Here is a 26,049-nt window from a genome sequence, read left to right as displayed (position 1 = left end):
AGATACCTGAAGTGATTAAATACAAAGTTGATCGCCCGGCAATGACGCAACATCCGGAAGCATAGTTCCAGTGCAAGACGGTGTTTGGCTCTCAACTTTCGCAACAAGAAATTGTTGCATTTGTTAGATATCGTCCAAAAAAAAGCCCTGCAAATGCAGGGCTTTTATGTTTGCGAGGGATTAACCGCGCAACCAGGAATCAACGGTGGCTGCACCGTATTGTTCCTTCCAGGCCTTCAGCCCGCGATGGTTGCCGCCCTTGGTCTCGATCAGCTCGCCGGTGTGCGGGTTCTGATAGACCTTGACCACGCGAGCGCGGCGGGTTTTAGGTGCCGCGGCCTGTTGCAGGCCGGATTTTGCCGGATTCGGATCGAGGATGGCGATGATGTCGCGCAGGCCTTTGCCGTAGGTTTTCATCAGCCCCTGGAGCTTTTCTTCGAATTCGATTTCTTTCTTGAGCCCGGCATCGTTCTTCAGCGACTCCAGCTGCTTGAGCTGTTCTTGAAGGGCCTTTTCGGCTGCGCGAAATTCAGCGAGTCTGGACAATATCTTTACTCCAATAGTGTGTTTGGCTGATACCAACCGCAAACAAAGCTATAAGCCAAGAGCCTTGAAGCGACTCGGTGATAGTGGCTCACCTGCCAATCTAGCAACAGGTTAGAAAAATTGTAGTAGTTAATGCGTCAAGAGTAAATCATGACTTTTTCTTTATGTAAAAACAGCGATGTCTTGTATCAATTTGGTGCGATCGGTCTGAGCCCGCCGGTTTTATCGCGATTAGTTAATGGTGAGTTAATGCGTCGATGAAGTCTGCGGCCGACATCGGTTTGCCAAACAGATAGCCTTGCAGAAAGTTGACGTGGTGCGCGGTCAGGTAATCTGCCTGGGTCTGTGTTTCCACGCCTTCGGCTACCGTGCCAAGGTCCAGTTTGGCGGACAGTTCGATGATGCTGTCCAGAATGTGGCGGGACAGGGCGTCCTTATCAATCATGGCGACAAATGTCTGGTCGATCTTCAGGAAGTCGACATTGAATGTTCTCAAGTAACCCAGGCTTGAATGACCGGTGCCGAAGTCGTCGATGGCGATCTTCACGCCCATGGCGCGCAGTTGTGCAAACAGTTGATGGGTGATGTCGGTGGGCTCGATCAACTCCCGCTCGGTCAACTCCAGCACCAGACTGATGCTGCCGGGGGCGAATGCCGCCAGAAACTCGCGGCAATCTTCCAGCAACTCCAGATCCTGGCAGTGACTGGCCGTAATGTTGATGCCGATGTGAAAAGGCGCCACAAAGGAAGACGACAGCGGCCCGAGTGCAACGGCGGTCTGTTGCATCAATGAACGGGTCATCGGCACGATCAGCCCGGAGTGTTCGGCAAACGGTATGAACAGGTCCGGACGCACCAGGCCTTCTTTGGGATGCTTCCAGCGCATCAACACTTCAGTGCCTGACCATTGTTTGCTGTCGCCATGCACTACCGGTTGAAAGTACGGAATGAATTCCCCCGCTTCCAGTGCGCGAAGCATTTCGTGACTCGGCGACGTAGAGCGTCTTTGCATGCTGTAGCCGATCGCGCCGGACACCGCGCCAAAAAACATCAGCAGGCTGAACAACGGCGGGTATTCGTTGCTCATGTACCGCCAGGTTTCACCTTCAGGGAAACCGGCCGACACCGTGAAAGCGTAGTGCGATGAGTTCAAGGTACTTTGCGCAACCGGCAACTCGGGCAGAGGGCCTTGGTGCACTTTGCCGTCGGCGGAAAGCCAGGTGTTGCCCACTTGCAGCAACAGCAATGTCTGCCGTCCGATCAGCCGCAGAATATTGCTCAAGTGATAACCGTCCAGTGTGGTCAGTGCGCCACCACGACCGTCGCTCAGCCGATACACCAGCAGCGCGGTGTCAGGCGTGACCGGGTTGCCGTTCATGAGCCACAACTTGCCCTGGGCATAATCGCCGGGATTGACCGCTTCCTTGAAGTCGCCGAACAGCGAGCTGCAATAGAGGTTGTTGTCCCACACCAGATTGGTCGAGCGAACGAACGGGCGGCGGGTTACCTGTTCGCGCAAGGCCAGTTTGACGTTTTCGCACGTCTGGCCTGCCAGCGGCAGCAAATCACGCGCGGCCTGGGCGGTGTTGTCGAGCATCAGTTCGAATTGGCGCAGGGCTTCGTTGGCGGTTTCCCGGGAGCTCTGCTGGAGTGTGCGTTCGGCCTGCATGTGGAGAATGACGCTGCCGATGATGATCGGAAGCGCGCCACAAAGCAGTGTCACAATGATTCGGGTGCTGCGTTTGCGGCGGGGCCGGGCGGTCAGCGGCATGGGCGCATCCTGTCGCGATGAAATGGGATTCTCGATTGCAGACGGGGCAACGGGGCACCTTCCGGAAAGCATTTGCTCTGTGCCCATGATAGATGGCCGATGGCGCTTGTGCCGCTCATCGGTAATCCAGCCGTGTCGCCAGCTGGATAAAGGCCAGGGCGGCGGGTGAAGCCTGACGTTGATCAAGCACGGCCAGACCGACTTGTCGTTGCACGATGGGTGACAGCGGTCGCTTCACGTAGCGCGGATCCGCCTCAACCGGCAGAGAACCTTCGGCCACGACGGTAATGGCATCGCCCCGGCCCACGGTGTCGAGGGTACTCAGCAACTGCGAGCAGCGGTAGCGGATATTCGGGCTCAACTTTGCTGCGTTGAACATCCGCGATACCAACTCCGAGGAACCCGCCTCGGTCAGCACGAACGGGTCGTTGCACAGCTCCTTCAGGGTCAACGTGTCACGAGTCGCCAGCGGATGATCGAGAGGGAGCAGGGCGACCATCTGATCTTCCACCAGGGCAAACGTGTCGAATCGATCTTCAGGCAGGACCACGAAGCCGATATCGATCCGCCGCTCCTCAAGCCACTGGACCACTTGCCGATCCGGCCCTTCGTCGATGTGCACCTCGATGCCCGGATGCGCCTCGCGGTAATGCCGAAGAATGTTCGGCAGCAACCTGATCGAAGACGTCGGGCCGAACGAGCCGATACGCAACGTGCCGCGTTTCATGCCCCGCGCATCGGCGGCTTCCTGGCGCAATGTATTGGCCAGCCCGAGCATGGCCCTTGCGCGCAACAGCAATTGTTCGCCAATGTCGCTGAGCTCCACGTGCGATTGATGGCGGCGCAGCAATTCGACGCCCAGTTCCTGCTCCAGCGACTTCAAGGCGTGGGACACCGCCGACTGTGAAATCCCCAGGCGATGAGCAGCGAGGGTGAAGCCGCGTAGCTCGGCCACCAGCGAAAAGATCTCGAGTTGGGTCAGGGTCATGAGTAAAGACTCATTTTACGATGATGTTGAATCAGTCGAATGATACGTCATTCGTCAGTTTCATCGTCGGGAGTGTTATGAACAGTCATGAATCCATTCGTCCGGTCGCCTCGGACATGCCCGTCTATCTGAACCTCGCCATGGTCAGCATGATCTGGGGCGGGACTTGGGTGGCCGGGCGGTTTCTGGCCGGCAGTCTGAGTCCGATCTTCGCTGCCAGTCTTCGGTTCTTGCTGGCCAGCGTCGCGCTGCTTGGATTTTTGTGGCTGGCGCGGATTCCCTTCGCACGGCCGACGGCGGGGCAATGGCTGCAACTGGCATCGCTGGGGTTCTTCGGGATTTTCTTCTACAACCTGTGCTTCTTTTACGGCTTGCAATACATCAATGCATCGCGGGCCTCTTTGATCGTTGCGTTGAATCCGGCGGTGATTGGCCTGGCGTCATGGTTGCTGTTCAAGGAACGCCTGAGTCGATTGAAAGTCATCGGCATCCTGGTTTGCATCGCTGGTGCGGGTGTAGTGATCGTCAGCCGCAATCCGCAATTGCTGGCCGCAACGCCAGACGCCTGGATCGGCGATCTGCTGATTCTCGGCTGCGTGTTGAGTTGGGGTGTTTATTCGCTGTTCTCCCGCCGCCTCAACCAGAGCATCGGCCCATTGCAGACGGTGACCTTTTCGATTTTGCTCGGCACGCTGATGCTCTGGGCACTGGCTGCCGTTCGCGGCGAAGTGAGCGGGGCGGCGGTGGCCAGTCTGGGGATGTCGCAATGGCTGAGCCTGATCTATCTCGGGGTGCTGGGCTCGGCGCTGGCCTACATTGGCTATTACGATGGCATCCGCAAAATCGGCGCGACCCGCTCCGGCGTGTTCATTGCGCTCAACCCGCTGACCGCCGTGCTGGCCGGTGCAATCCTGCTGGGCGAGCAACTGACGCTGCCCATGTGCCTAGGCGGCGTGCTGATTCTGTCGGGCATCTGGCTGTGCAACAAACCCCTTGCACCGGGCCGAAAAAAGCGGATTTTATAGAGAGGGCAGACAACCCTATTTACGCTGTGTAGAATCGGGTTACGCATACAATAATAATCGTCTTCTGGCAGCAGAAGCCTCGCCCGCAAGAGCCTTGGGTCGACAATGAAGATATTCGGGTTTCAACTGATCTACGGTGACTTCCTCGCCCGCAGTGTGCGTGGCATCTCCTGTGCGCCACCCACCGGTCTCAGCATTACTGACAAATAACTCTGGTTAATTGATAAGAATGATGAGGCGCCAACCATGGCAGATTTATACGAAAACCCAATGGGCCTGATGGGCTTCGAGTTCATCGAGTTCGCATCGCCGACACCTGGCACCCTGGAGCCGATCTTCGAGATCATGGGCTTCACCAAGGTCGCGACCCACCGTTCCAAAAACGTGCACCTGTATCGCCAGGGCGCGATCAACCTGATCCTCAACAACGAACCCCACAGCGTTGCTTCGTACTTCGCGGCTGAACACGGCCCGTCCGTGTGTGGCATGGCGTTCCGGGTCAAGGATTCGCAAAAAGCCTACAAACGCGCTCTGGAACTCGGCGCTCAGCCGATCCACATCGAAACCGGTCCGATGGAGTTGAACCTGCCGGCGATCAAAGGCATTGGCGGTGCGCCGCTGTACCTGATCGACCGTTTCGGCGAGGGCAGCTCGATCTATGACATCGACTTCGTGTTCATCGAAGGTGTTGACCGCAACCCGGTCGGTGCCGGCCTGAAGATCATCGATCACCTGACCCACAACGTGTATCGCGGTCGCATGGCCTACTGGGCAAACTTCTACGAGAAACTGTTCAACTTCCGCGAGATCCGTTACTTCGACATCAAGGGCGAATACACCGGCCTGACCTCGAAAGCGATGACCGCGCCGGACGGCATGATCCGCATCCCGCTCAACGAAGAATCGTCGAAGGGCGCCGGGCAGATCGAAGAGTTCCTGATGCAGTTCAACGGCGAAGGCATCCAGCACGTGGCGTTCCTCACCGACGACCTGGTCAAGACCTGGGATCAGTTGAAGAAGATCGGCATGCGCTTCATGACCGCGCCGCCGGACACCTACTACGAAATGCTCGAAGGCCGCCTGCCGAACCACGGCGAGCCGGTCGATCAGCTGCAATCGCGCGGCATCCTGCTGGATGGTGCGTCGGATAAGGAAGACAAGCGTCTGCTGCTGCAAATCTTCTCGGAAACCCTGATGGGCCCGGTGTTCTTCGAATTCATCCAGCGCAAAGGCGACGATGGCTTCGGCGAAGGCAACTTCAAGGCACTGTTCGAATCGATCGAGCGTGACCAGGTGCGTCGTGGCGTACTCGCCACCGAGTAATCTGCAGATGTAAAAAAGCCCGGCCTGCAATGTTGCAGGCCGGGCTTTTTATTGCGCGTCTTACGGGCGCCGCTGGCGCATCAGATGCTTGAACCCTTCAAACACCAGCACCACCACCGCCAGCCAGATCGGGATGTAGGTCAGCCATTCACCGGGTTTGATGCTTTCGCCGAGCAGCAGCGCCACACCGAGCAGCAGCACTGGCTCCACGTAACTCAACAAACCGAACAGGCTGAACGGCAGCAAGCGGCTGGCGATGATGTACACCACCAGCGCCGACGCACTGATCAGACCGAGCAGCGGAATCAGCCACGCCAGCGCCGGATACTGATCGAACACGCCAAAACCCTGTTCACCGCCGCGCACAAACCAGTACGCCACCGGCAGCATCAGCGTCATGTCGACCCACAAGCCGCCGAGGTTGTCGGTCTTGAGGTATTTGCGCAGCACGAAATACAACGGGTAGCCGACGACTACGACCAGCGTCGCCCAGGAAAACCCGCCGACCTGATACAACTCGTTCAACACGCCGAGGCTGGCAAAAAACACCGCGACTTTTTGCAGATACGACAGGCTTTCGCCATAAGCGATGCGCCCGGTCAGCACCATGGCCAGCGGCAGCAGGAAGTAGCCCAGCGATACATCGAGGCTGTAGCCATTGAGCGGCGCCCACATGAACAACCACAACTGCACGCCCAGCAACGCTGCCGAAACGATCAGGCCACCGATCAACTTCGGTAGCGCTGGGATCCGGCGCAGCAGTTCCAGCACCCGCCGCCATTCGCCGGACAACAACATGAACACGGTCATGCAGGGCACGGTCAGCAGCATCCGCCAACCGAAGATTTCCACGCCGCTCAACGGAGTGAGCAACGAGGTGTAGTAATACATGACGGCAAACAGCGTCGATGCTGTCACCGATAGAGCAATGCCTTTAGACAAACTGTCCTCGCGGGGGTGATGGTCAAACGGGGCGCGCAGGATACGTGGTTTTTGTGCTGAATATTGGCCGAGTGATCAATATTTCCAACATTCGACACAGGTCCCGTGAGAGCAGGGACCTGTGTCGAAGCATAGGTGCTTAAGCCTGATGCGGTTTACGCCCCGGCACAAAATGGCTCACATCATTAAACCCCGGCGTAGACGCATGCCCCGGCGTCACCAGCGAATCGATAAACGCCTCATCCTCAGCCGTGATCCTCACCGCCTGCGCCTTGGTGTACGCATCCCACTGTTCTTCAGTACGCGGCCCGACAATCGCCGAGGTCACTGCGCCGTTGTTCAGCACCCAGGCAATCGCAAACTCGACAATCCCGACCCCACGCTCTTTTGTGTATTGCTGAATCTGCTGGGCAATGCGCAACGACTCCACGCGCCATTCGGTTTCCAGAATCCGTTTGTCCTGGCGGCCAGCGCGGCTGTTGGCGTCCGGGGTCACGTCCGGTGCGTACTTGCCGCTGAGCACGCCACGGGCCAGCGGGCTGTAAGGCACGACGCCGACGCCATAAGTCTGGGCGGCGGTGATCTGTTCGGTTTCGGCCTGACGGTTGACGATGTTGTACAGCGGTTGGCTGATGACCGGGCGATCAACGCCCAGTTTGTCCGCCACGCGAATCACCTCGGCAATCCGCCAGCCGCGATAGTTCGACAGGCCCCAATAACGGATCTTGCCCTGGCGAATCAGGTCGCCAATCGCCGAAATCGTCACTTCCAGCGGGGTGTTGTGGTCTTCGCGGTGCAGGTAATAGATGTCGAGGTAGTCGGTGCCGAGCCGGGTCAGGCTGGCCTCCAGACCATTGAAGATGTGCTTGCGGCTCAGACCGCTGCGGTTCGGCACGCCATCCACCGGGCCGAAACCGACCTTGGTCGCCAGCACCCATTCATGCCGATGACGGGCGATGGCTTCGCCGACGATCTCTTCCGAGCGGCCGTTGGTGTAGACGTCGGCGGTGTCGATGAAGTTGATGCCCTGATCCCAGGCCTTGTCGATGATGCGCAGCGAGTCTTCCGCGCTGGTCTGTTCGCCGAACATCATCGTGCCGAGGGTGAGGGTGGACACCTGCAACCCCGAGTGACCCAGTGTGCGATAGCTCATGCCGAAATCCTTTTGTCGGTGGGAAAGCTTCCATCAAATACCAGAAGCGCCGGGCGCGGCAAAGTGAATTTATCGGCGCAACGCCTCGCAACGCTCGCGCAAAAACGCCTGCAACACCTTGACCCGTTCCGACACCTGCACCCGGTGCGGGCACAGCAGATTGAACGGCACACTCTCGCCGTGCCAGTCATCGAACAGCGTCACCAGCCGCCCGGCGCGCACGTCCTCGGCTACATCGAGCCAGGCCTTGTAGGCGATCCCGTGCCCGGCCAGTGCCCATCGGCGGGCGACTTCGCCGTCGTCGCTGAGGTAGTCGCCGCGTACTTCGACCTCGACCGTTTCGTCCTCGCGATGGAACCGCCAAGTGTTGTAAGGACGGCCGTTGCGCAGGTAGAGCAGGGCACTGTGCTCGCTCAAATCGGCAGGATTTAGCGGTGTGCCATGGCGCTCCAGATAAGCAGGACTGGCGCAGGCCACGCGGCGATGCTCAGGCAGAATCGGCAACGCCACCAGCGTCGAATCGCTCGGCACGCCAAAGCGCAGCGCCACATCTACTGTTTCGCGAAACAGGTCCGCATGCCGGTCGTTGAGCAGCAATTGCAGCTGAATGTGCGGATGCTCGCGCTTGAAATCGTCCAGCCACGGCAGCAACACATTGCGCCCGAAGTCCGACGGCGCCGCCAGTTGCAGCACGCCGCTCAGACCCTCGGTTTGCAGCTTCAGCGCCTGTTCGCCCTCGGCCAGTGTGGCCAGTGCCAAGCGCACGCTTTCCAGATAGCGCCGGCCTTCTTCGGTCAGGCGCATGCTGCGGGTCGAGCGGGCGAAGAGGCGGATGCCGAGGCGGGTTTCCAGGCGTTTCAACGCGATGCTGGCGGCGGCCGGCGTCAGCTCAAGCGCCCGGGCGGCGGCGGAAATGCTGCCGGAGTCGGCGGTGCGGACGAAGATCTCAAGATCCAGAATCGAGCTCATTGGTAAAAATCCTTTAAAGATCCTTGGCGTTTTGCGGGATTTTTCCGGGATTGGCAAGCGCAGATACTGGAATCCTGAATAACCGCAGGAGACAGACATGACGTGGACATTCGATCATCTGGCCTTCAACACCGCTGACGGGCAGACGCTGCAGGACGCTTTCGGCGGGTTATTGGGATTGACGCCGGGGCGTCGGCCACCGTTTCCGTTTCCCGGGCGCTGGTTGTATCAGGATGGGGAGGCGTTGGTGCATGTGATTGAGCAGCCTGCGCCGGGCGAGACTGCTTTGAGTCATATTGCGTTTCGTACGGATGAAGACGCGGCGGTGGTTTTGAAGCGGGTGCAGGGCAGTGGGTTGCCGTATCAGGTGGCGCAGGTGCCGGAGGACGGGATCTGGCAGATTTTTGTGCAGATGCCGGGCGGGTTGGTGCTGGAACTGGATGCGAAAACGGGGATCTTGTGAGCGTTTAATCGTGGCGTTTAAAGGACACGTCCAGACACGCACCGCAGGCTACACAACCTTGCGCCGTTGCCTACGACTAAGCCAGAATCCGCCGGCTTGTGCGCTTGGGGGCCGGGTTTTATCGTTGTCCCGTCGCTGAAAAGAACAGCGATCGGGTTTGGTAGCCCGGGTCTTTAAATGCAGAGTGCTCCATTTTGCAGAGTCTTTCGTCTCTGTTTTATGGTGGCCATTCGCAGGGCGCCTTCGGGCGCGCCGTTTCTCCTAAGGCCCGGTCTACCAACCTGCGTCTGGCCACCACCATCGTTTGGTAGCGAGTGTGGTGGCTCCAATAAGCGCCTTAGGAGTTTCACCATGATCAAACCAACACCCAATCCACCCGAAGCCGATTCAACGTCCCCCTACGAAACCCTCGATTCAAAGAAATTCCACGAAGCCGCCGAACGCGCGCTCGATCACTACCTCAATCCGCTGCTCCCCAGAAAACCGCTGCTCAAGCCCAACACCCGCTACCTCATCGCCCCCGGCATCGACAGCGAAGAACTGCTGGCCGACGCCTGCGAAACCCTGACCTCGGCCAAAACCATGGCCAGCGATTTCGCCGGGATGATCGATGCGCCGCAGCGGCATGTGATGCTGGGCATCGGGCAACTGATCATGCTGGCGGAACTGGCGGTCAATCGGGTGCTGGATAATCTGGACACGGCAGCTGAAGCCCGGCCCTGACCGATCGTAGAGCACCAACAAAAAACGGCCCGAAGTGGGCCGTTTTTGTGTGCCTGCCAATAATCAGGCCCGCAACGTCCGCGTCATCCGCAACGCCAGCAGACTCCCGCCAACAATCACACCCGCCAGCAGATAAAGCGCCGCATCCGTCGACCCGGTGCTGTCCTTGACCCAACCCACGAGGTAAGGGCTCAAGAACCCGGCCATCTGCCCCATCGAGTTGATCAACGCCAACCCACCCGCCGCCGCACCCGCGCTCAACATCGCCGTCGGCACCGGCCAGAACATCGGCAAACCGGTCAGCGCGCCCATGGTCGCAATGGTCAGACCGAGAATCGCAATCGCCGGGTTCGCCGCGAAGTTCACCGCGATCAACAGGCCAATCGCACCCATCAACATCGGCACCACCAAGTGCCAGCGACGCTCTTTGCGCAGGTCCGCCGAACGACCGACCACCAGCATGAACACCGCTGCCAGCAGATACGGAATCGCACTCAACCAGCCAATCACCAGGTTGTCGCTGAAGCCGAGGTTCTTGATGATCGACGGCAACCAGAAGTTGATCGCGTACACGCCACTCTGGATGCAGAAATAGATCAGGCCAAACGCCCAGATGGCCGGGTTCTTGAACACCGCAATCAGCGAATCGGAAGTGGTTTTCGGCTTGTTCGCCAGGTCTTCCGCCTGATCCGCTTCCAGCACCGAACGCTCATGCGGGGTCAGCCATTTGGCGTTGGCGAAGTTATCGCTGAGCAGGAAGTAGGCGAGTGCGCCCAGTATCACGGTCGGAATACCTTGCAGCAGGAACATCCACTGCCAACCGGCAAGGCCACCTTGGCCCGCAGCGAAGTGATTCAGGATCCAGCCAGAAAACGGGCTGCCGAGCAGTCCCGACACCGGGATCGCCGACATGAACAGCGCCATGATCCGGCCACGGCGAAAGGTCGGGAACCACTGCGAGAGATAGAGCACCACGCCCGGGAAGAACCCGGCTTCGGCGGCGCCAGTGAACAGGCGCAAGGTGTAAAACTCGGTCGGCGTGGTGACGAACAGCAGGCAGGTCGACAGCGTGCCCCAGGTGATCATCATCACGGCAATCCAGCGCCGTGGGCCGAATTTGGTCAGGGCCAGGTTGCTCGGTACGCCGCACAGCACGTAGCCAATGAAGAAGATACCGGCACCAAGGCCGTACACGGTTTCGCTGAATTTCAGCGCGTCAAGCATCTGCAGTTTGGCGAATCCAACGTTGACCCGGTCGAGGTAGTTGAACAGGTAGCAGATGAAGATGAAGGGGATCAAACGCAGGGTGATGCGTTTGTAGACGGCATTTTTATCGTCATCGATGGTCTGGGCGGCAGCGGCGCTCTGCGACATGGCGGCTCTCTCTTTATTATGATTTTTTGCGATGCAAAGGGTAACGTTGATCGCCCTGAGAGTCTCGGCCACCTTTGGCCGGATTGTCTTTGTGCCTGAGCACAGGGTTTGCCGCCAGACCCTGTGCGGGTGAACAACCGTCCGCGCCTGTTTTCAAGGATTCCAGCCCTTATGTTCGAACTCGATCACGACCTCGCCCAGGACATCGTCGACCGGGCCATGGCCATTTTGCCGTACAACGTCAACGTCATGGACAGCCAGGGGCTGATCCTCGGCAGCGGCGAGCCGGAGCGGATCAATACCCGCCACGAAGGTGCGCAACTGGTGCTGGCCAACGGTCGGGTGGTAGAGATCGACGCGCAGACGGCGGTGCATTTGAAGGGCGTGCAGCCGGGGATCAATCTGCCGTTGCTGCTTGATCAGCGTTTGATCGGTGTGCTCGGGATCACCGGTGAGCCGGAGCAACTGCGCACTTACGCCGAACTGGTGCGCATGACGGCTGAAATGTTGGTTGGCCAGCGCAACCAGCAATCCGAACAGCAATGGCGGCGGCAACGTTGCGATGACTTGCTCGCCTTGCTGTTGAGCGAAGCGGGGGATTCGCCAAGGCTGGTGGATGAAGCTCAGCAACTCGGCCTCAAACCGCAACTGACGCGAGTGCCGTATCTGTTCGAGTTGGGTCTGGAGCACGGGCCGGGGCAAACCGTTGAGGCGCTGAGTGCCTGGTTGATGACGCGCTATCCGGACAGCTGGTGCATGAGTTCCGCGAAGTCGTCACTGCTGTGGTGCCGGCCAGCGAGTCAGAACGTCGAGCATGATCGCCTGCTGGAAAAACTCGATGGCCTGGGCTGGAACATTCTGCGCATCGCTGTCGGTGGGCAGGCCGATGGGCTGGCCGGGTTACGCCGTTGCTATCGACGGGTCGGCGACTTGCTCGCCTATGGCCGCGAAGTGTTGCCACGTTCTCGACTGCTGACTCTCAATCGCTATCGCTTACCGGTCATGCTCTGGCGCCATCGCAACGATGATGCGCTGGATGAACTGCTCAAACCGTTGCGCAAGGTCATCGCCAAGGACAACAACGGCCAGTTGCTCGCGACCCTGCGCAGTTGGTGCGATCACGACGGGCAGAGCCAGGCCTGCGCCGATGCGTTGGGGATTCACCGCAACAGCCTGCGCTATCGGATGGAACGAATTGCCGAGTTGAGCGGGGTCGATCCGCTGAGGCTCGACGGGATGCTGGCGTTGTATCTGGGTGTGCAATTGCTGCCGCAGACTGACGATTTGTCGAAATGAACAATAAACGCCTGTCCAACTTGTGCAGCGGACAGGCGTCAACGCGCAAAGCGACTGGCAGCATGAGGGGCATTGGAACTGGAGAATTCGCATGAAAATCGTCATCGCCCCCGATTCGTTCAAGGACAGCCTGAGTGCCCAAGGCGTTGCAGAAGCCATTGCGCTGGGTCTGGCGCAGGTCTGGCCGCAGGCGACGCTGGTCAAATGCCCGATGGCCGACGGTGGCGAAGGCACGGTGGAGTCGATTCTCGCCGCGTGCGAAGGCGAACTGCGTCGCACCCGTGTGCGTGGCCCGTTGGGCGCGGCGGTTGAAGCCGCGTGGGGCTGGTTGCCGCACAACCACACCGCGATCATCGAAATGGCCGAGGCCAGTGGTCTGCAACTGGTACCGCCGGGGCAACGCGATGCGTGCATCAGCAGCACGTTCGGTACCGGTGAACTGATCCGCGCAGCGCTGGATGCCGGCGCACAACGAGTCATTCTGGCCATCGGCGGCAGCGCCACCAACGACGGCGGCGCCGGGGCGATGCAGGCGCTGGGCGTGAAACTGCTGGATGCTCAAGGGCAATCGTTGGTGCCGGGCGGTCTCGCACTGGCGCAACTTGCCAGACTGGATCTCGCCGAACTCGACCCGCGTCTGGCGCAAGTCCGGTTCGACATCGCCGCCGACGTCAACAATCCGCTGTGCGGCCCCCATGGCGCCTCGGCGATTTTCGGCCCGCAGAAAGGCGCATCACCCGCGCAAGTGCAGCAACTGGATCAGGCCCTCGGTCACTTCGCCGAACTCTGCGCGCAAGCGTTGGATAAAGACGTTCGTGATGAGCCTGGCAGCGGTGCTGCAGGCGGGCTGGGTTTTGCCGCCAAGGCGTTTCTCGGCGCACGGTTCCAGGCCGGGGTCGAAGTGGTCGCCGAATTGGTCGGGCTGGCCGATGCAGTGAAAGACGCAGATCTGGTGATCACCGGGGAAGGGCGCTTCGACGCGCAGACCTTGCGCGGCAAAACCCCGTTTGGCGTGGCACGGATCGCCAAGCAACACGGTGTACCCGTGATCGTCATTGCCGGCACCCTCGGCGAGGGCTATCAAGAACTCTACGGTCACGGCATCGACGCCGCATTCGCCGTCACCAGCGGTCCGATGACGCTGGAACAAGCCTGCGCCGAAGCACCGCGTCTGCTGCGCGAGCGCGCTACGGACATTGCCCGCGTCTGGCGCATGGCGACTCCGGACTGACCTGTCACCCATCATCTAAAACGTCGGGTGTTTCAATAGCGAAACACTCGCAATAATTTGAAAAATATTTGTTCTTTACCTGCAAAATTCCTCAAGCCTGGCCGATATAAAGATCAGGCGCGCACAAGACCTCCACAAACAGTGACGCCGGACTGAAGCCCGCCCTCGCGGGCCAGTGATTACGGCATGGATGCTCTTAGCTTCGACTTTCCGAGAGCCTTCCTATGTCCTTGCGTAATCTGAATATCGCGCCCCGTGCCTTCCTCGGTTTTGCCTTTATTGCCCTGCTGGTGATCGTGCTCGGCGTGTTCGCCGTCAACCGCATGTCGGTCATCCGCCAGGCCTCTGTCGAAATGCAGACCAATCAGTTGCCCAGCGTCGCTTACCTTGGCGTGGTGACGGAAAACGTCTTGCGCCTGCGGATCCTGTCGTTCCGGATTCTGGTCAACCGTGACGCTGCCGGCCTGCAAGAAGCACAGACTCGCATCGGCGTGCTGGTGGACAAGGTACGCAGCGCTCAGGCCGCCTACGCCGCATTGCCGGCCGAGAGTGAAGAGCGCGCGCAATACCAGGCTTTCGCGACGACCCTGGACAACTACCTGCAAGCCCAGAACCAGATGATGGACTTGTCGCGTCAGGACAAGGTCGAGGACATGCGCACCCTGATCAACACGAAGATCAAGGACGGCACCGACCAGATGGGCGAGCAGCTCAACAAACTGATTGCGATCAATGCCGCGGGTGCAAAGGACGCGTCCATTCAGGCCGGTGAACATTACGACAGCGCGATCACCGGCATTGTCATCGTGGCGGTCTTCGCAGCATTTGCCACGGTGTTGTTGGCCTGGTTGCTGACCCGCAGCATCGTTACCCCGTTGAACCGTGCCGTCGCTGCCGCGCAAACCATTGCTGGCGGCAACCTGACCAAAGCCATCGAAATTGACGGCAAGGACGAACCGGCGCGTCTGCTCGAAGCCCTGGCTGCGATGCAGGCCAACCTGCGTAAAACCATCGAACAGATTGCCGGTTCCGCCACGCAACTGGGCGCCGCTGCCGAAGAACTCAGCGCCGTGACCGAAGAAGCGTCCCGTGGCCTGCAACAGCAGAACGACGAAATCGAACAGGCCGCCACCGCCGTCAACGAAATGACCGCAGCGGTGGAAGAGGTCGCACGCAACGCGGTGTCGACCTCCGAAGCGTCGAACCAGTCGACCCACGCCGCCCGCGAAGGTCGCGATCAGGTGGTGAAAACCGTCGACGCGATCCAGACCATGACCCACGACGTGCAGAACACCGCGCAAATGATCGAAGGCCTGGCGGCTCAGGGCCGCGACATCGGCAAGGTGCTGGACGTGATCCGCGCCATCGCCGAACAGACCAACCTGCTGGCGCTCAACGCCGCCATCGAAGCAGCCCGTGCCGGTGAAGCCGGACGCGGTTTCGCCGTGGTAGCGGACGAAGTTCGCGCACTGGCTCATCGCACCGCGCAATCGACCCAGGAAATCGAAAAAATGGTCGCCGGCATCCAGAACGGCACCGGCGAAGCGGTCGAGTCGATGCAGCAAAGCAACCAGCGCACCCAGTCCACTCTTGAAATGGCCCGCGCCGCTGGCGTCGCACTGGAGCAGATCACCCAGTCGATCAACCAGATCAACGAACGCAACCTGGTGATCGCCAGTGCCTCGGAAGAGCAGGCGCAGGTGTCCCGTGAAGTCGACCGCAACCTGGTCAACATCCGCGACCTGGCCACGCAATCGGCCGCCGGCGCCAACCAGACCAGCGCCGCGACCCATGAACTGTCGCGCCTGGCGGTGGATTTGAATGCGATGGTGGCGCGGTTTGTGATTTGACCTAGGGTGAAGGCTGGAGACCGCGCAATCAGGAGACGTACATGCGCTATTCAGCCTTGACCCAACGAATCGCCGGGGAGGGAGCAGCGGCCTGGCGGATTCACGACCGAGCGCTGGAGCTGCGCGCCGGGGGCATTGATGTCTTGCTGCTGTCTGTGGGTGATCCGGATTTCGATACGCCGCTACCGATCATCCACGGCGCCATCGACAGCCTGTTGGCAGGCGATACCCATTATTCCGAAGTGCGTGGCCGGCTGGAGCTGCGCAAGCGGATTGCCGAGCGCCATCGGCGACGCAGCGGCCAGGATGTCGATGCCGAGCATGTGATCGTGCTGCCCGGCGCGCAATGCGCGGTGTATTCGGTGGCGCAGTGTCTGCTCGATCCGGGCGATGAAGTCATCGTCGCCGAACCCATGTATGTCACCTACGAAGGCGTGTTTGGTGCCTGTGGCGCAACAGTCGTGCCGGTGCCGGTACGGCCGGAAAACGGCTTTCGCGTCGATCCGGTGGATGTTGCGGCGCGAATCACCTCGAAGACTCGGGCCATATTGCTCAACAGTCCCAACAATCCCTCCGGCGCCAGTCTGTCGCTGTTGATCTGGCAGGAGCTGGCGGCACTGTGCATCCGCCATGATTTGTGGCTGATCAGCGATGAGGTCTACAGCGAATTGTTATACGAAGGCGAGCATGTCAGCCCGGCGAGCCTGCCGGGCATGGCCGAGCGCACCGCGACCATCAACAGCCTGTCCAAATCCCACGCCATGACCGGGTGGCGCATAGGCTGGATGATCGGCCCCAAACCCTTGGCCGAACATCTGGTGAATCTGTCGCTGAGCATGCTGTTCGGTCTGCCGGACTTTGTGCAGAAAGCGGCGCAAGTGGCGCTGGAGAGGGATCTGCCGGAAGTGACGCAGATGCGCGAGGAATACCGTTTGCGCCGGGATCTGGTGTGCGAACGGTTGCGCGGCTGTCCGGGGTTGTACCCGATCAAACCGGATGGCGGGATGTTCGTGATGGTCGATGTGCGCCAGACCGGGATCGGCGCGCAGGACTTTGCCGAGCAATTACTGGAGGGGTATGGGGTTTCTGTGCTGGCCGGTGAGGCGTTCGGGCCGAGTGCGGCGGGGCATATTCGCATCGGGCTGGTGGTGGATCGGGTGAAGCTTGCGGATGCGTGTTCAAGGATCGCGCTGTGCGCTGCGCAACTTTTGCAAGTGCGCAGCGCCTGACCTCGATCAGCGCGGGGGATTCACCAGGTTGGCGGGCCTTTCACCCGCCAACGCTGCCAACAGATTCTCCACCGCACACCGCGCCATCGCTTCGCGCGTCTCATGGGTCGCCGAGCCCATGTGCGGTGTCGCCACCACGTTGTTCAACTGCAACAACGGCGAGTCATGATTCAGCGGCTCGCGTTCAAACACATCCAGCCCCGCCGCGCGAATCCGGTTATGTCGCAACGCTTCGATCATCGCGGCTTCGTCCACCACCTTGCCCCGGGATATGTTGATGAAGATGCTTTCCGGGCGCATCAACGCGAACTGTTCGGCGCCGATCAAGCCTTCTGTCTGTGCAGTCAGCGGCAACGTCAGGCAGATGAAGTCCGCCTGCTGCAACAGATCCTCCAGGCTGCGGTACTGCGCATCGAACCGCGCTTCAACCGCCGGTTTGCGCGACTGACTGTGATAGATCACCGGCATGCCAAATCCGAAATGCCCGCGCTGCGCCAACGCCTCACCGATCCGCCCCATGCCGATGATGCCCAAGGTCTTGCCGTGCACATCGGTACCGAAATGCGCCGGGCCGATGCTGCGGTGCCAGTGACCGCCGCGCACCATGTTCGCCAGTTCCACCACCCGCCGGGCGGTGGCCAGGATCAACGCGAAACCGGTGTCGGCGGTGGTTTCGGTGAGGACGTCCGGGGTGTTGGTCAGCAGGATCCGGCGCCGGCTCAGGTAGTCGATGTCGTAGTTGTCGACGCCCACCGAAACGCTGGAAATCGCTTCGAGTTGCGGCGCCAGATCGAGCAGCGCCGCGTCCAGTTTCAGGCTGGCGCCAAGCAGACCGTGGGCGGCGGGCAGGGCGTCGCGCAGTTTCATCAGGCCAGTGGCGTCGAGGCTGTCGATCAGCGTCACATCGACCTGCTCTTGCAGACGCGCCATCAGAGAAGGCGACAGTTTCTTGTACAACACAACCTGCTTTTTCATCGCAGTCATCTCTCTGTCAATTCAGGAATGGGCCGGCAGCGGGCGCGTTGCGACACGCTTGGCCGTCACCCGGTCGCTGGCGCCGGGCTTGAGAAAAATCGTCAGCACCACCGAGAGCATCAACGCGCCGCTCATCAACAGATACGAAGCGCCGGGCGAACCGGTGGAGCTGTTCAGGTAGCCGACCAGATACGAGCCGCCAAACGAGCCGAGAGCGCCCATGCTGTTGATCAGCGCCATGGCACCACCGGCAACGTTGGCTGGCAGGATCTCCGGGACGATGGCAAAGAACGGCCCGTAAGGCGCGTACATACAGGCGCCGGCGATCACCAGCAGCGTGTACGACCACCAGAAATGCTCCGCGCCCAAAGCGTAGGAACCATAGAACGCCACCGAGGCAATCAGCAGCGGCGGCCAGACGAAACGTTTACGCTTTTGCAGCTTGTCCGAGCCCCACGACACCAGCAGCATGCCGATCACTGCCGCCAGATACGGCAATGCCGACAGCCAGCCGGCCTCGATCATGTCCATCTGCGCACCGGCCTTGAGGATCGACGGCAGCCACAGCACGAAGCCGTAAACGCCAATGCTCCAGCAGAAAAATTGCAGCGCCAGGATGATCACCTTCGGCGAACGGAAGGCTTCGGCGTAGTTCTTCACGGCTTTGATGCCGACCTGTTCGGCGGCGAGGGCGCTTTCCAGATCGTGCTTTTCCCGGTCGCTCAGCCACTTGGCCTGAGCCGGACGATCATCGGCGAGCTTCCACCAGATGAATGCCCAAAGCACCGCCGGCAACCCTTCGATGATGAACATCCAGCGCCAGCTGAAATGCTGCACCAGATACCCCGAAACCACCGACATCCACAGCATGGTTACCGGGTTGCCGAGGATCAGGAAGGTGTTGGCCCGTGAGCGTTCGGCACGGGTGAACCAGTGGCAGAGGTAGACCAGCATCGCCGGCATCACCGCCGCTTCGACCACGCCGAGCATGAAGCGGATGACGATCAGCCAATAGGCGTTGGAGACCACACCGGTCAGCGTGGCGAGCCCGCCCCAGAGGATCAGGCTGACGAAGATCAGTTTCTTCACGCTGTGCTTTTGCGCGTAGATCGCGCCTGGCACCTGGAAGAAAAAGTAACCGAGGAAGAACAGCGCGCCGAGCAGCGAGGACAGGCCCGGAGTGATCATCAGGTCGGCAGCCATTCCGGACGCGGCGGCGAAACCGTAATTGGCACGGTCGAGGTACGCCAGGCTGTAGGTGATGAACACGATCGGCATGATGTACCACCAGCGGCGGGTGGCGAGGGTTGCGGTTTTCATGGTCTTGCTCCTGAGCTTGTTGTTTTTGTCGCAGCAGGTTCAATAGATTGGTTGTTGCCTGTGCTCACGCCGCAGCGTGGGAACGATCAGCGGTGAGTTCGGATCGCGTCGGCAAACCCTCCATGTCGCCACGGCTCTGCACCGCCCGGCTGCCAATCCAGTTGGCGCGTCTGACGGCTTCGGGAAAACTCAGGTGCTCCAGCAGGGCACTGATCATCCCCACCGCAAATCCATCCCCGGCGCCGACCGTATCGACCACGGTTTCAACCGGCACACCGGCGACAAACCCCTGATCCAGATGCGTGCGGTAATACGCACCCTGCGGCCCGAGCTTGATCGCCACGGCTTCGGCACCCTGATCGAGATAAAACGCCGCAATGTCCGCCGGGTCCTCAAACCCGGTCAGCAAGCGACCTTCGCTCAACCCTGGCAACACCCAGTGGGCGAGGGCGGCGAGGCGGTTGATCTCGGTGATCATCTCCCGTTCGCTGGCCCACAGGCTCGGGCGCAGGTTCGGGTCGAACGACACGCTGCGCCCGGCGTTGCGCATGCGGGTCATCAGTTCATGGGACATTTCCCGTGCCGATGCGGACAGCGCCGGTGGAATGCCGGTGGCGTGCAGATGCCGGGCGCCGAGCAGCGTTGGGTTGATCGACTTCGGCGACAGGTGACTGGCCGCCGAGCCTCGACGGAAATACTCGACCGTCGGATCGCTGCCGTCATCGTTGCGGGATTTGAGCTGGAAACCGGTCGGGTGTGCTGGATCGACTTCAACGTGGCTGCAATCCAGACCCTCTCCGTGCAGGGTTTCGACCACGAAGCGACCCAGCGAATCGGCGCCGACCCGGCTCAGCCACGCAACGTTGAAACCCAGTCGAGACAAGCCGATAGCCACATTGCTGTCGGCCCCGGCAATCCGTTTGTGAAACCGGTCGACGAATGCCAGATCGCCGCTCTGTTCGGCGACAAACATGGCCATGGTTTCGCCGAACGACAGAATATCGATCTCAGACATGAGCAGGCTCCAGGCGGGACTGGCCGAGGCGGGCGAGGGCGGCGACGTGTTCGGTAGTGAGTTGCACCAGGTCATCGCCCTGCAACGGGTATTCGGCGGCGCGCATAACGCCTTGGGCCATGTGCCGCAGCAGTTGTTCCCACAGATGCAGGTCAGTGGCGGCCGGAGGCACCGCTACCAGTTTGCCGTCGGCACGGCGGGCCACGGCTTTGCAATGCACATAGCCGACGTGACGGCCCAACAACCGTGCGGCGCTGCTGGCGGACTGGTCTTGCCACTGCCAGTTGCCGATATCGAAGGTCATTTTGATCGGCAGGTTGTGTTGCTCGACGGCGGCGAAGAAGCGCTGGAACGGTTCGATGCGACCGCCATGCAAGGTCTGATCGTTCTCCACCAGCAGTTGCACCGGACTTTGCGCAAGGATTTGCGCCAGCGTCTGCAGATCGTTGTTGTCGGTGAAGAAGCCCAGCGACACTTTCAGCCACTTCGAACCGAACGCTTCGGCGTTTTGCAGCGCGGTGATGAGTTCGGGATTGGGGCGCGACTGGCCGGCCAGCCACAGTTCGGTGGGCGAGGAGTAGATGCTTTGCAGGCCTTCGGCTTGTGTTGCGGCGGCGAGCTGTTCGGGGACTTCGTTGGTCAGCAGCTCTTCGCGCCATTCGATGCGATTGGCGCCCGCAGCGGCCAGCACTTCGATGAACGAAGCCTGGCCATGGCGTCGGACGAGGTCAGCGCCGTAGCTGGAAAGACTGATGGAAACGTCAGGTTTATTCATTGTTATCTACCTCTGAAACCGGTTTCATTTTTGTTCAAAAAAAATGGGTGGCCCCGAAGGGCCTTATTCCGCCTTACTGCGCGTCGAACCACGCTCGACCAGCACCGGCGCAAAATCCAGGGTTCGCGCCGCCTCATCATTCCCACGTAAACGCTTGAGCAAGCATTCAAATGCCTGCGCCCCAATCTCGGCGGTTGGCTGGGCGAGGGCGGTGATCCCGCTGCCTACCAGCGGATACCAATCCAGATCATCCAGCGCGATCAGCCCGATATCCTCGAACAGCCGGCAGCCAATCTCGCGCAAGGCCAGAGTGCAAGCCAGCGCCGCCACGCCATTGGCGCAGAACAGGGCTTTCGGGCCCGAATCAGGTGTGTTCAAAAAAGTTTGAACATCGTTCGCAAGGCTCGAACCGGTTTCCAGTACTGCGCCGTTCATGCGTTGGCGCTGGCCAATCTGTTGCTGAAAACTGCTGACCCGCTCGATCCGCGAACTGGTGCCGTCATAGGGTTCCGTCACCAGCAATACATCGCGGTAGCCGCGCTGCTGAAGGTGTTCAAGTGCAATTTCGATGGCTTGCGGGTTGTTCAGCCCGACCATGTCGCTGTCCAGCCCGTCGACCTTGCGATCCACCAGCACCAGCGGCATTTCCCGCTTCAACTCATCCAGTTCATCCCGGTGATGACCGAGAGTGTTCACGATCAGCCCTTCGATGTTGTACGAGCGCAGCAGCGCCAGGTGCTGGCGTTCCTGCTCGTCATCGCGGTCGGTGTTGCACACCACCAGGCTGTAGCCGTGCCGCCGGCAAGCGGTTTCCACGCCGTGCATCACGGCAATCGAATAAGGGTTGCGGATATCGGCCACCAGCATGCCGATCAGGCGGGTGCGGCCGCGCTTCAAGCCTCGGGCCATCTGATTGGGACGATAGCCGAGTTCGGTAATCGCCTGCTCGATGCGCTGGGCGATGGCATCGGAGAGCAGGGCGCGGTCATCGCCGATGAAACGCGAGACGCTAGCCTTGGACACGCCAGCGTGTTCGGCGACGTCGAGCATGGTCACGCGGCTGCGCTGGGCGGCGGAGAAATCGTTCACGGTCTGAAACCTTATTATTGGATTTGTCAGGTCAGATCGCTGTATCAGGATCTGAAACCGGTTTCAGGAAACACCAGAAGCGATTCGATCGTCAAGTAAATGATCGGGAGAAAATCGTAAGACACCGACAAATGGCGCTCAGTCGGGAATTGGGGACGTCAGCCGAACAACCCGGCTGCGATGTTGATCGAAAACCCGAGGATGGCGGTGTTGAACACAAACCCGATCAGCGACTGTGCCAGCACGATCTTGCGTATCTCGCGCGTCGCCACCCCGACATCAGCGGTCTGTACCGCCACGCCGATGGTGAACGAAAAGTACAGGAAGTCCCAGTAATTGGGCGTCGTCAGGCCTTCGGAAAAGCGCAGCGCCGGTTCCTTGCCGTCCCAGGTGTAAAACAGCCGGGCGTAGTGGACGCAGAAAATCACCCCGATCAGCAGCCATGAGCCGATGACCGTCAGTGCGGTAAAGCCGTAGTGCAGCAGTTTGCGGGTGGTTTCCAGGTCCTTGCTGCCGGCCAGTTCAATCGTGATGGCCGCCAGGCTGGCCAGCGCCGCGATACACACCACGAACAGCACCAGCCCGGCGTTTTCGTCTTCGATGACGGCGATCTGCTTGACGTCCGGCGCCTTGGATCGGGCAGTAAGCCAGAGCATCAGCGCCAGATAAGTCCAGACCCCGGCATTCCAGCCGATGAGGATTTTACTGATGACGGAATCGGCGGGTACCAGCAGGCCGACGGCAAGGCCGAACAGGGCGGCGGCGGAGAGGCGAGGGTGGGTTCGGGCGAGGAAGCGCATGGGGACTCGATGGGCCAGGGTGGTTCAGACACCTTAGCCCAGCGCGGCGACCTGTGGCCACCGCGCCGGGAGCGCTCGATCAATCAGGCTTGGCAAACCTGCGCACAAGCTTGATCACGACAACGAAAAACACCGGCACAAAAATCACCGCCAAAGTGGCCGTAATCATCCCGCCAATCACCCCGGTACCAATCGCCTGCTGACTTGCCGAACTCGCGCCCGTGGCAATCGCCAGCGGCACCACACCCAGAATGAACGCCAGCGAGGTCATGACAATCGGCCGTAGCCGCAGACGTGCCGCTTGCAGCGTGGCATCAATCAGATCGTGACCTTCGTCATACAGACTCTTGGCAAACTCGATGATCAGAATCGCGTTCTTCGCCGACAGGCCGATGATGGTGATCAGGCCGACCTTGAAGAAAACATCGTTGGGCATCCCGCGCAGGGTCACTGCCAGCACCGCGCCGAGTACACCGAGCGGCACAACGAGCAGCACGGAAGTCGGAATCGACCAGCTCTCATACAACGCCGCCAGGCACAGGAACACGATCAGCAGCGACAACCCGAGCAGAATCGGCGCCTGACTGCCGGACAAACGTTCCTGCAACGACAGGCCGGTCCATTCCTGACCCAGGCCTTTCGGCCCCTGGGCCACCAGACGTTCGATTTCCGCCATGGCTTCGCCGGTGCTGTGGCCGGGTTTCGGCTCGCCGGAAATCGAGATCGCCGGGTAGCCGTTGTAGCGGGTCAGCTGCGCCGGGCCTTGAGTCCATGTGGCTCTCACGAAGGCCGACAGCGGCACCATTTTTCCGGCGTCGTTGCGCACGTGCATTCTCAGCAGGTCATCGACCTGACTGCGGCGATCGCCTTCAGCCTGCACGACAACGCGTTGCATCCGCCCCTGATTGGGGAAGTCGTTGACGTACGAGGAGCCGATGGCGGTGGACAGCACGTTGCCGACGTCAGCGAACGAAACTCCCAGGGCATTGGCCTGCTTGCGGTCCACTTCCAGCTGCACTTGCGGTGCTTCGGCCAGCGCGCTTTCACGCACGTTCATCAGGATCGGGCTTTTCTCGGCGGCGGCCAGCAGCTGGGTGCGCGCCTCCATCAAGGTTGCATGGCCGAGGCCGCCGCGATCCTGCAAGCGAAACTCGAAGCCGCTGGACGTACCGAGACCATCCACGGGCGGCGGCAGCACGGCGAAGGCCACGGCGTCCTTGATCTGGCTGAGGGCAATGTTGGCGCGGTCGGCAATCGAGCTGGCCGAGTCGTCGTGACCACGCTGCGACCAGTCCTTGAGCGTGGTGAACGCCAGCGCAGCGTTCTGCCCGCTGCCGGAGAAACTGAAGCCGAGGATCACGGTGCTGTCGCCGACACCCGGTTCGCCGGCGTTGTGCGCTTCGATCTGCTCGACCACCTGCACCGTGCGGTTCTTGCTCGCACCGGGTGGCAGTTGAATGTCGGTGATGGTGTAACCCTGATCCTCGACCGGCAGGAACGAGGAGGGCAGGCGCGCGAAGCACAGGCCCAGACCCACCAGCAACACAACGTAGATCAGCAGATAACGACCGGTGCGTTTCAGCGCGTAACCGACCCAGCCCTGATAGCGATCGGTCAGTTGCTCGAAGCGGCGGTTGAACCAGCCGAAGAACCCGGTTTTCTCGTGATGTTCGCCCTTGGCGATCGGCTTGAGCAGCGTTGCGCACAGTGCCGGGGTCAAGGTCAGGGCAAGGAAGGCCGAGAACAGGATCGAAGTGGCCATCGACAGCGAGAACTGTCGGTAAATGACGCCCACCGAACCTTGCATGAACGCCATCGGAATGAACACCGCCACCAGCACCAGCGTGATGCCGATGATCGCCCCGGTGATCTGGGTCATTGCCTTGCGCGTCGCTTCTTTCGGTGACAGACCTTCAGTGGCCATGATCCGTTCGACGTTCTCCACCACCACGATGGCGTCGTCCACCAGAATGCCGATGGCCAACACCATGCCGAACATGGTCAGCACGTTGATCGAGAAACCCAGCGCCAGCATCGTCGCGAAGGTGCCCATCAGCGCCACCGGCACCACCAGTGTCGGGATCAGGGTGTAGCGGATGTTCTGCAGGAAAAGGAACATCACCGCAAACACCAGCAGCATCGCCTCGCCGAGGGTGTAGACCACTTTGGTGATCGAGACCTTCACGAACGGCGAAGTGTCGTAGGGGATCTTGTATTCCACGCCCGCCGGGAAGTAGCGCGACAGTTCATCCATCTTCGCCCGGATCAAAGTGGCGGTGCTGAGGGCGTTGGCGCCCGGCGCCAGTTGCACACCGACGGCGGTGGACGGCTTGCCGTTCAGACGGGTGCCGAACTGGTATTCCTGGCTGCCGATCTCGACCCGCGCCACATCCTTGATGCGCACGGTGGAGCCGTCCGGATTGGCCTTGAGCACGATGTCGGCAAATTCTTCCGGCGTCGACAATTGACCCTTGACCAGAATTGTCGCGGTGATTTCCTGGGTGCTCGGGTTTGGCAGATCGCCAATGCTGCCCGCCGATACTTGAGCGTTCTGCGCGACGATGGCGGCGTTGACGTCGGCCGGCGTCAGGTTGAAACCGATCAGCTTCTGCGGATCAACCCAGATCCGCATCGCCCGTTCGGCGCCATACAACTGGGCTTTACCGACGCCGTCGATGCGCTTGATCTCGTTCATCACGTTGCGCGCCAGGTAATCGCTGAGCGCTACGTCGTCGAGTTTGCCGTCGCTGGAAGTCAGGGTGATCAGCAGCAGGAAACCGGCGGAGACTTTCTCCACCTGCAAGCCTTGCTGGTTGACCGCTTGCGGCAGACGCGACTCGACCACCTTGAGGCGGTTCTGCACATCAACCTGCGCCAGTTCCGGGTTGGTGCCCGGCTGGAACGTGGCTTTGATCGTAGCGCTGCCGAGGCTGCTTTGCGATTCGAAATACAGCAGGTGATCGGCGCCGTTGAGCTCTTCTTCGATCAGGCTGACCACGCTCTCGTCGACGGTCTGCGCCGAGGCGCCCGGGTACACGGCATAGATTTCGATCTGCGGCGGCGCGACGTCGGGGTACTGCGCCACCGGCAATTGCGGGATGGCCAGCACGCCGGCCAACAGGATGAACAACGCGACGACCCAGGCGAACACCGGGCGGTCGATAAAGAACTGCGGCATAGAAGAGCGTCCTG

Annotated in this window: 22 protein-coding genes; 8 read left to right on the top strand and 14 right to left on the bottom strand. The window is 60.5% G+C overall.

All coding sequences use genetic code 11. The features are described from left to right. Positions 1-180 precede the first annotated feature (180 nt). The 3 genes from AC1RME_RS06800 to AC1RME_RS06790 all read right to left on the bottom strand — a co-directional run bounded on the left by AC1RME_RS06800 (position 181) and on the right by AC1RME_RS06790 (position 3,305). Complete coding sequence (locus tag AC1RME_RS06800) at positions 181-546, bottom strand: histone-like nucleoid-structuring protein, MvaT/MvaU family (RefSeq protein ID WP_096821522.1); 366 nt, start codon at positions 544-546, stop codon at positions 181-183. A 235-nt stretch (positions 547-781) separates the two neighbouring features. Further along, entirely contained in the window at positions 782-2,317 is a 1,536-nt protein-coding gene (locus AC1RME_RS06795; protein ID WP_096821519.1) for an EAL domain-containing protein, read from the bottom strand. Between the two features lie 115 nt (positions 2,318-2,432). Then, the gene (locus AC1RME_RS06790; protein ID WP_096821518.1) at positions 2,433-3,305 is read right to left on the bottom strand and encodes a LysR family transcriptional regulator; all 873 of its coding nucleotides are present in this window, start codon (positions 3,303-3,305) and stop codon (positions 2,433-2,435) included. Between the two features lie 77 nt (positions 3,306-3,382). On the opposite strand from AC1RME_RS06790, the gene AC1RME_RS06785 reads away from it, so the two are divergent. Both AC1RME_RS06785 and hppD read left to right on the top strand, forming a co-directional pair. Beyond that, entirely contained in the window at positions 3,383-4,330 is a 948-nt protein-coding gene (locus AC1RME_RS06785) for a DMT family transporter (protein ID WP_096821516.1), read from the top strand. Positions 4,331-4,576: 246 nt separating this feature from the next. After that, positions 4,577-5,653: a 4-hydroxyphenylpyruvate dioxygenase gene (gene hppD, locus AC1RME_RS06780; protein ID WP_096821515.1), complete on the top strand. Its 1,077-nt coding sequence runs from the start codon at positions 4,577-4,579 to the stop codon at positions 5,651-5,653. Between the two features lie 60 nt (positions 5,654-5,713). Here hppD and rarD read toward each other — a convergent pair whose 3' ends face one another. From rarD to AC1RME_RS06765, 3 genes are all read right to left on the bottom strand, one after another. Continuing rightward, the gene (gene rarD, locus AC1RME_RS06775; RefSeq protein ID WP_096821514.1) at positions 5,714-6,595 is read right to left on the bottom strand and encodes an EamA family transporter RarD; all 882 of its coding nucleotides are present in this window, start codon (positions 6,593-6,595) and stop codon (positions 5,714-5,716) included. A gap of 139 nt (positions 6,596-6,734) precedes the next feature. Continuing rightward, positions 6,735-7,748, bottom strand: coding sequence for an aldo/keto reductase (locus AC1RME_RS06770; protein ID WP_096821513.1), 1,014 nt, complete (start codon positions 7,746-7,748; stop codon positions 6,735-6,737). A gap of 69 nt (positions 7,749-7,817) precedes the next feature. After that, positions 7,818-8,717: a LysR family transcriptional regulator gene (locus AC1RME_RS06765; RefSeq protein WP_096821512.1), complete on the bottom strand. Its 900-nt coding sequence runs from the start codon at positions 8,715-8,717 to the stop codon at positions 7,818-7,820. A gap of 97 nt (positions 8,718-8,814) precedes the next feature. Between AC1RME_RS06765 and AC1RME_RS06760 the strand changes: the two genes are divergently transcribed. After that, positions 8,815-9,180: a VOC family protein gene (locus AC1RME_RS06760; protein ID WP_096821511.1), complete on the top strand. Its 366-nt coding sequence runs from the start codon at positions 8,815-8,817 to the stop codon at positions 9,178-9,180. 351 nt (positions 9,181-9,531) lie between these two features. Further along, positions 9,532-9,903 carry a DUF6124 family protein gene (locus tag AC1RME_RS06755; RefSeq protein WP_096821510.1) on the top strand — a complete coding sequence of 124 codons (372 nt, stop codon included), beginning with the start codon at positions 9,532-9,534 and terminating at the stop codon, positions 9,901-9,903. A 63-nt stretch (positions 9,904-9,966) separates the two neighbouring features. Here the strand turns inward: AC1RME_RS06755 and AC1RME_RS06750 are convergent, their stop codons facing one another. Continuing rightward, positions 9,967-11,277, bottom strand: coding sequence for an MFS transporter (locus AC1RME_RS06750; RefSeq protein ID WP_096821509.1), 1,311 nt, complete (start codon positions 11,275-11,277; stop codon positions 9,967-9,969). 171 nt (positions 11,278-11,448) lie between these two features. Between AC1RME_RS06750 and AC1RME_RS06745 the strand changes: the two genes are divergently transcribed. From AC1RME_RS06745 to AC1RME_RS06730, 4 genes are all read left to right on the top strand, one after another. Further along, positions 11,449-12,573 (top strand): sugar diacid recognition domain-containing protein, encoded by a 1,125-nt coding sequence (locus AC1RME_RS06745; protein WP_493090813.1) that lies wholly within the window; start codon positions 11,449-11,451, stop codon positions 12,571-12,573. A 91-nt stretch (positions 12,574-12,664) separates the two neighbouring features. Next, complete coding sequence (locus tag AC1RME_RS06740; RefSeq protein WP_096821507.1) at positions 12,665-13,804, top strand: glycerate kinase; 1,140 nt, start codon at positions 12,665-12,667, stop codon at positions 13,802-13,804. A 224-nt stretch (positions 13,805-14,028) separates the two neighbouring features. Beyond that, a complete protein-coding gene (locus AC1RME_RS06735) occupies positions 14,029-15,654 on the top strand; it encodes a methyl-accepting chemotaxis protein (RefSeq protein WP_096821506.1) in 1,626 nt (541 codons plus the stop codon). A 41-nt stretch (positions 15,655-15,695) separates the two neighbouring features. Next, positions 15,696-16,883: a pyridoxal phosphate-dependent aminotransferase gene (locus AC1RME_RS06730; protein ID WP_096821505.1), complete on the top strand. Its 1,188-nt coding sequence runs from the start codon at positions 15,696-15,698 to the stop codon at positions 16,881-16,883. A gap of 6 nt (positions 16,884-16,889) precedes the next feature. Here AC1RME_RS06730 and AC1RME_RS06725 read toward each other — a convergent pair whose 3' ends face one another. The 7 genes from AC1RME_RS06725 to AC1RME_RS06695 form a co-directional block, all read right to left on the bottom strand. Next, positions 16,890-17,858 carry a 2-hydroxyacid dehydrogenase gene (locus AC1RME_RS06725; RefSeq protein WP_096821610.1) on the bottom strand — a complete coding sequence of 323 codons (969 nt, stop codon included), beginning with the start codon at positions 17,856-17,858 and terminating at the stop codon, positions 16,890-16,892. A 21-nt stretch (positions 17,859-17,879) separates the two neighbouring features. Continuing rightward, the gene (locus AC1RME_RS06720) at positions 17,880-19,178 is read right to left on the bottom strand and encodes an MFS transporter (RefSeq protein ID WP_096821504.1); all 1,299 of its coding nucleotides are present in this window, start codon (positions 19,176-19,178) and stop codon (positions 17,880-17,882) included. A 64-nt stretch (positions 19,179-19,242) separates the two neighbouring features. Then, positions 19,243-20,193, bottom strand: coding sequence for a sugar kinase (locus AC1RME_RS06715; protein ID WP_096821503.1), 951 nt, complete (start codon positions 20,191-20,193; stop codon positions 19,243-19,245). Further along, a complete protein-coding gene (locus tag AC1RME_RS06710) occupies positions 20,186-20,968 on the bottom strand; it encodes a sugar phosphate isomerase/epimerase family protein (RefSeq protein ID WP_096821502.1) in 783 nt (260 codons plus the stop codon). The genes AC1RME_RS06715 and AC1RME_RS06710 overlap by 8 nt, the downstream gene beginning before the upstream one ends. A 63-nt stretch (positions 20,969-21,031) precedes the next feature. After that, positions 21,032-22,057, bottom strand: a complete 1,026-nt coding sequence (locus tag AC1RME_RS06705) for a LacI family DNA-binding transcriptional regulator (protein ID WP_096821501.1) — start codon at positions 22,055-22,057, stop codon at positions 21,032-21,034. A 158-nt stretch (positions 22,058-22,215) separates the two neighbouring features. Beyond that, positions 22,216-22,857 carry a DUF1345 domain-containing protein gene (locus AC1RME_RS06700; RefSeq protein ID WP_096821500.1) on the bottom strand — a complete coding sequence of 214 codons (642 nt, stop codon included), beginning with the start codon at positions 22,855-22,857 and terminating at the stop codon, positions 22,216-22,218. A gap of 79 nt (positions 22,858-22,936) precedes the next feature. Then, positions 22,937-26,035 carry a multidrug efflux RND transporter permease subunit gene (locus AC1RME_RS06695; protein ID WP_096821499.1) on the bottom strand — a complete coding sequence of 1,033 codons (3,099 nt, stop codon included), beginning with the start codon at positions 26,033-26,035 and terminating at the stop codon, positions 22,937-22,939. Positions 26,036-26,049 lie beyond the last annotated feature (14 nt).

The organism is Pseudomonas sp. GW822-FHT03F08 (assembly GCF_058801265.1).
This window is presented reverse-complemented; position numbering and strand designations above follow the sequence as displayed.

Excerpts from the sequence above, each read along its gene's own strand:
- AC1RME_RS06795 (WP_096821519.1), bottom strand. The coding sequence starts at position 2,317 with ATGCCGCTGACCGCCCGGCCCCGCCGCAAACGCAGCACCCGAATCATT.
- AC1RME_RS06790 (WP_096821518.1), bottom strand. The coding sequence starts at position 3,305 with ATGACCCTGACCCAACTCGAGATCTTTTCGCTGGTGGCCGAGCTACGC.
- AC1RME_RS06785 (WP_096821516.1), top strand. The coding sequence starts at position 3,383 with ATGAACAGTCATGAATCCATTCGTCCGGTCGCCTCGGACATGCCCGTC.
- hppD (WP_096821515.1), top strand. The coding sequence starts at position 4,577 with ATGGCAGATTTATACGAAAACCCAATGGGCCTGATGGGCTTCGAGTTC.
- AC1RME_RS06770 (WP_096821513.1), bottom strand. The coding sequence starts at position 7,748 with ATGAGCTATCGCACACTGGGTCACTCGGGGTTGCAGGTGTCCACCCTC.
- AC1RME_RS06765 (WP_096821512.1), bottom strand. The coding sequence starts at position 8,717 with ATGAGCTCGATTCTGGATCTTGAGATCTTCGTCCGCACCGCCGACTCC.
- AC1RME_RS06760 (WP_096821511.1), top strand. The coding sequence starts at position 8,815 with ATGACGTGGACATTCGATCATCTGGCCTTCAACACCGCTGACGGGCAG.
- AC1RME_RS06755 (WP_096821510.1), top strand. The coding sequence starts at position 9,532 with ATGATCAAACCAACACCCAATCCACCCGAAGCCGATTCAACGTCCCCC.
- AC1RME_RS06750 (WP_096821509.1), bottom strand. The coding sequence starts at position 11,277 with ATGTCGCAGAGCGCCGCTGCCGCCCAGACCATCGATGACGATAAAAAT.
- AC1RME_RS06745 (WP_493090813.1), top strand. The coding sequence starts at position 11,449 with ATGTTCGAACTCGATCACGACCTCGCCCAGGACATCGTCGACCGGGCC.
- AC1RME_RS06740 (WP_096821507.1), top strand. The coding sequence starts at position 12,665 with ATGAAAATCGTCATCGCCCCCGATTCGTTCAAGGACAGCCTGAGTGCC.
- AC1RME_RS06735 (WP_096821506.1), top strand. The coding sequence starts at position 14,029 with ATGTCCTTGCGTAATCTGAATATCGCGCCCCGTGCCTTCCTCGGTTTT.
- AC1RME_RS06730 (WP_096821505.1), top strand. The coding sequence starts at position 15,696 with ATGCGCTATTCAGCCTTGACCCAACGAATCGCCGGGGAGGGAGCAGCG.
- AC1RME_RS06725 (WP_096821610.1), bottom strand. The coding sequence starts at position 17,858 with ATGAAAAAGCAGGTTGTGTTGTACAAGAAACTGTCGCCTTCTCTGATG.
- AC1RME_RS06720 (WP_096821504.1), bottom strand. The coding sequence starts at position 19,178 with ATGAAAACCGCAACCCTCGCCACCCGCCGCTGGTGGTACATCATGCCG.
- AC1RME_RS06715 (WP_096821503.1), bottom strand. The coding sequence starts at position 20,193 with ATGTCTGAGATCGATATTCTGTCGTTCGGCGAAACCATGGCCATGTTT.
- AC1RME_RS06710 (WP_096821502.1), bottom strand. The coding sequence starts at position 20,968 with ATGAATAAACCTGACGTTTCCATCAGTCTTTCCAGCTACGGCGCTGAC.
- AC1RME_RS06700 (WP_096821500.1), bottom strand. The coding sequence starts at position 22,857 with ATGCGCTTCCTCGCCCGAACCCACCCTCGCCTCTCCGCCGCCGCCCTG.
- AC1RME_RS06695 (WP_096821499.1), bottom strand. The coding sequence starts at position 26,035 with ATGCCGCAGTTCTTTATCGACCGCCCGGTGTTCGCCTGGGTCGTCGCG.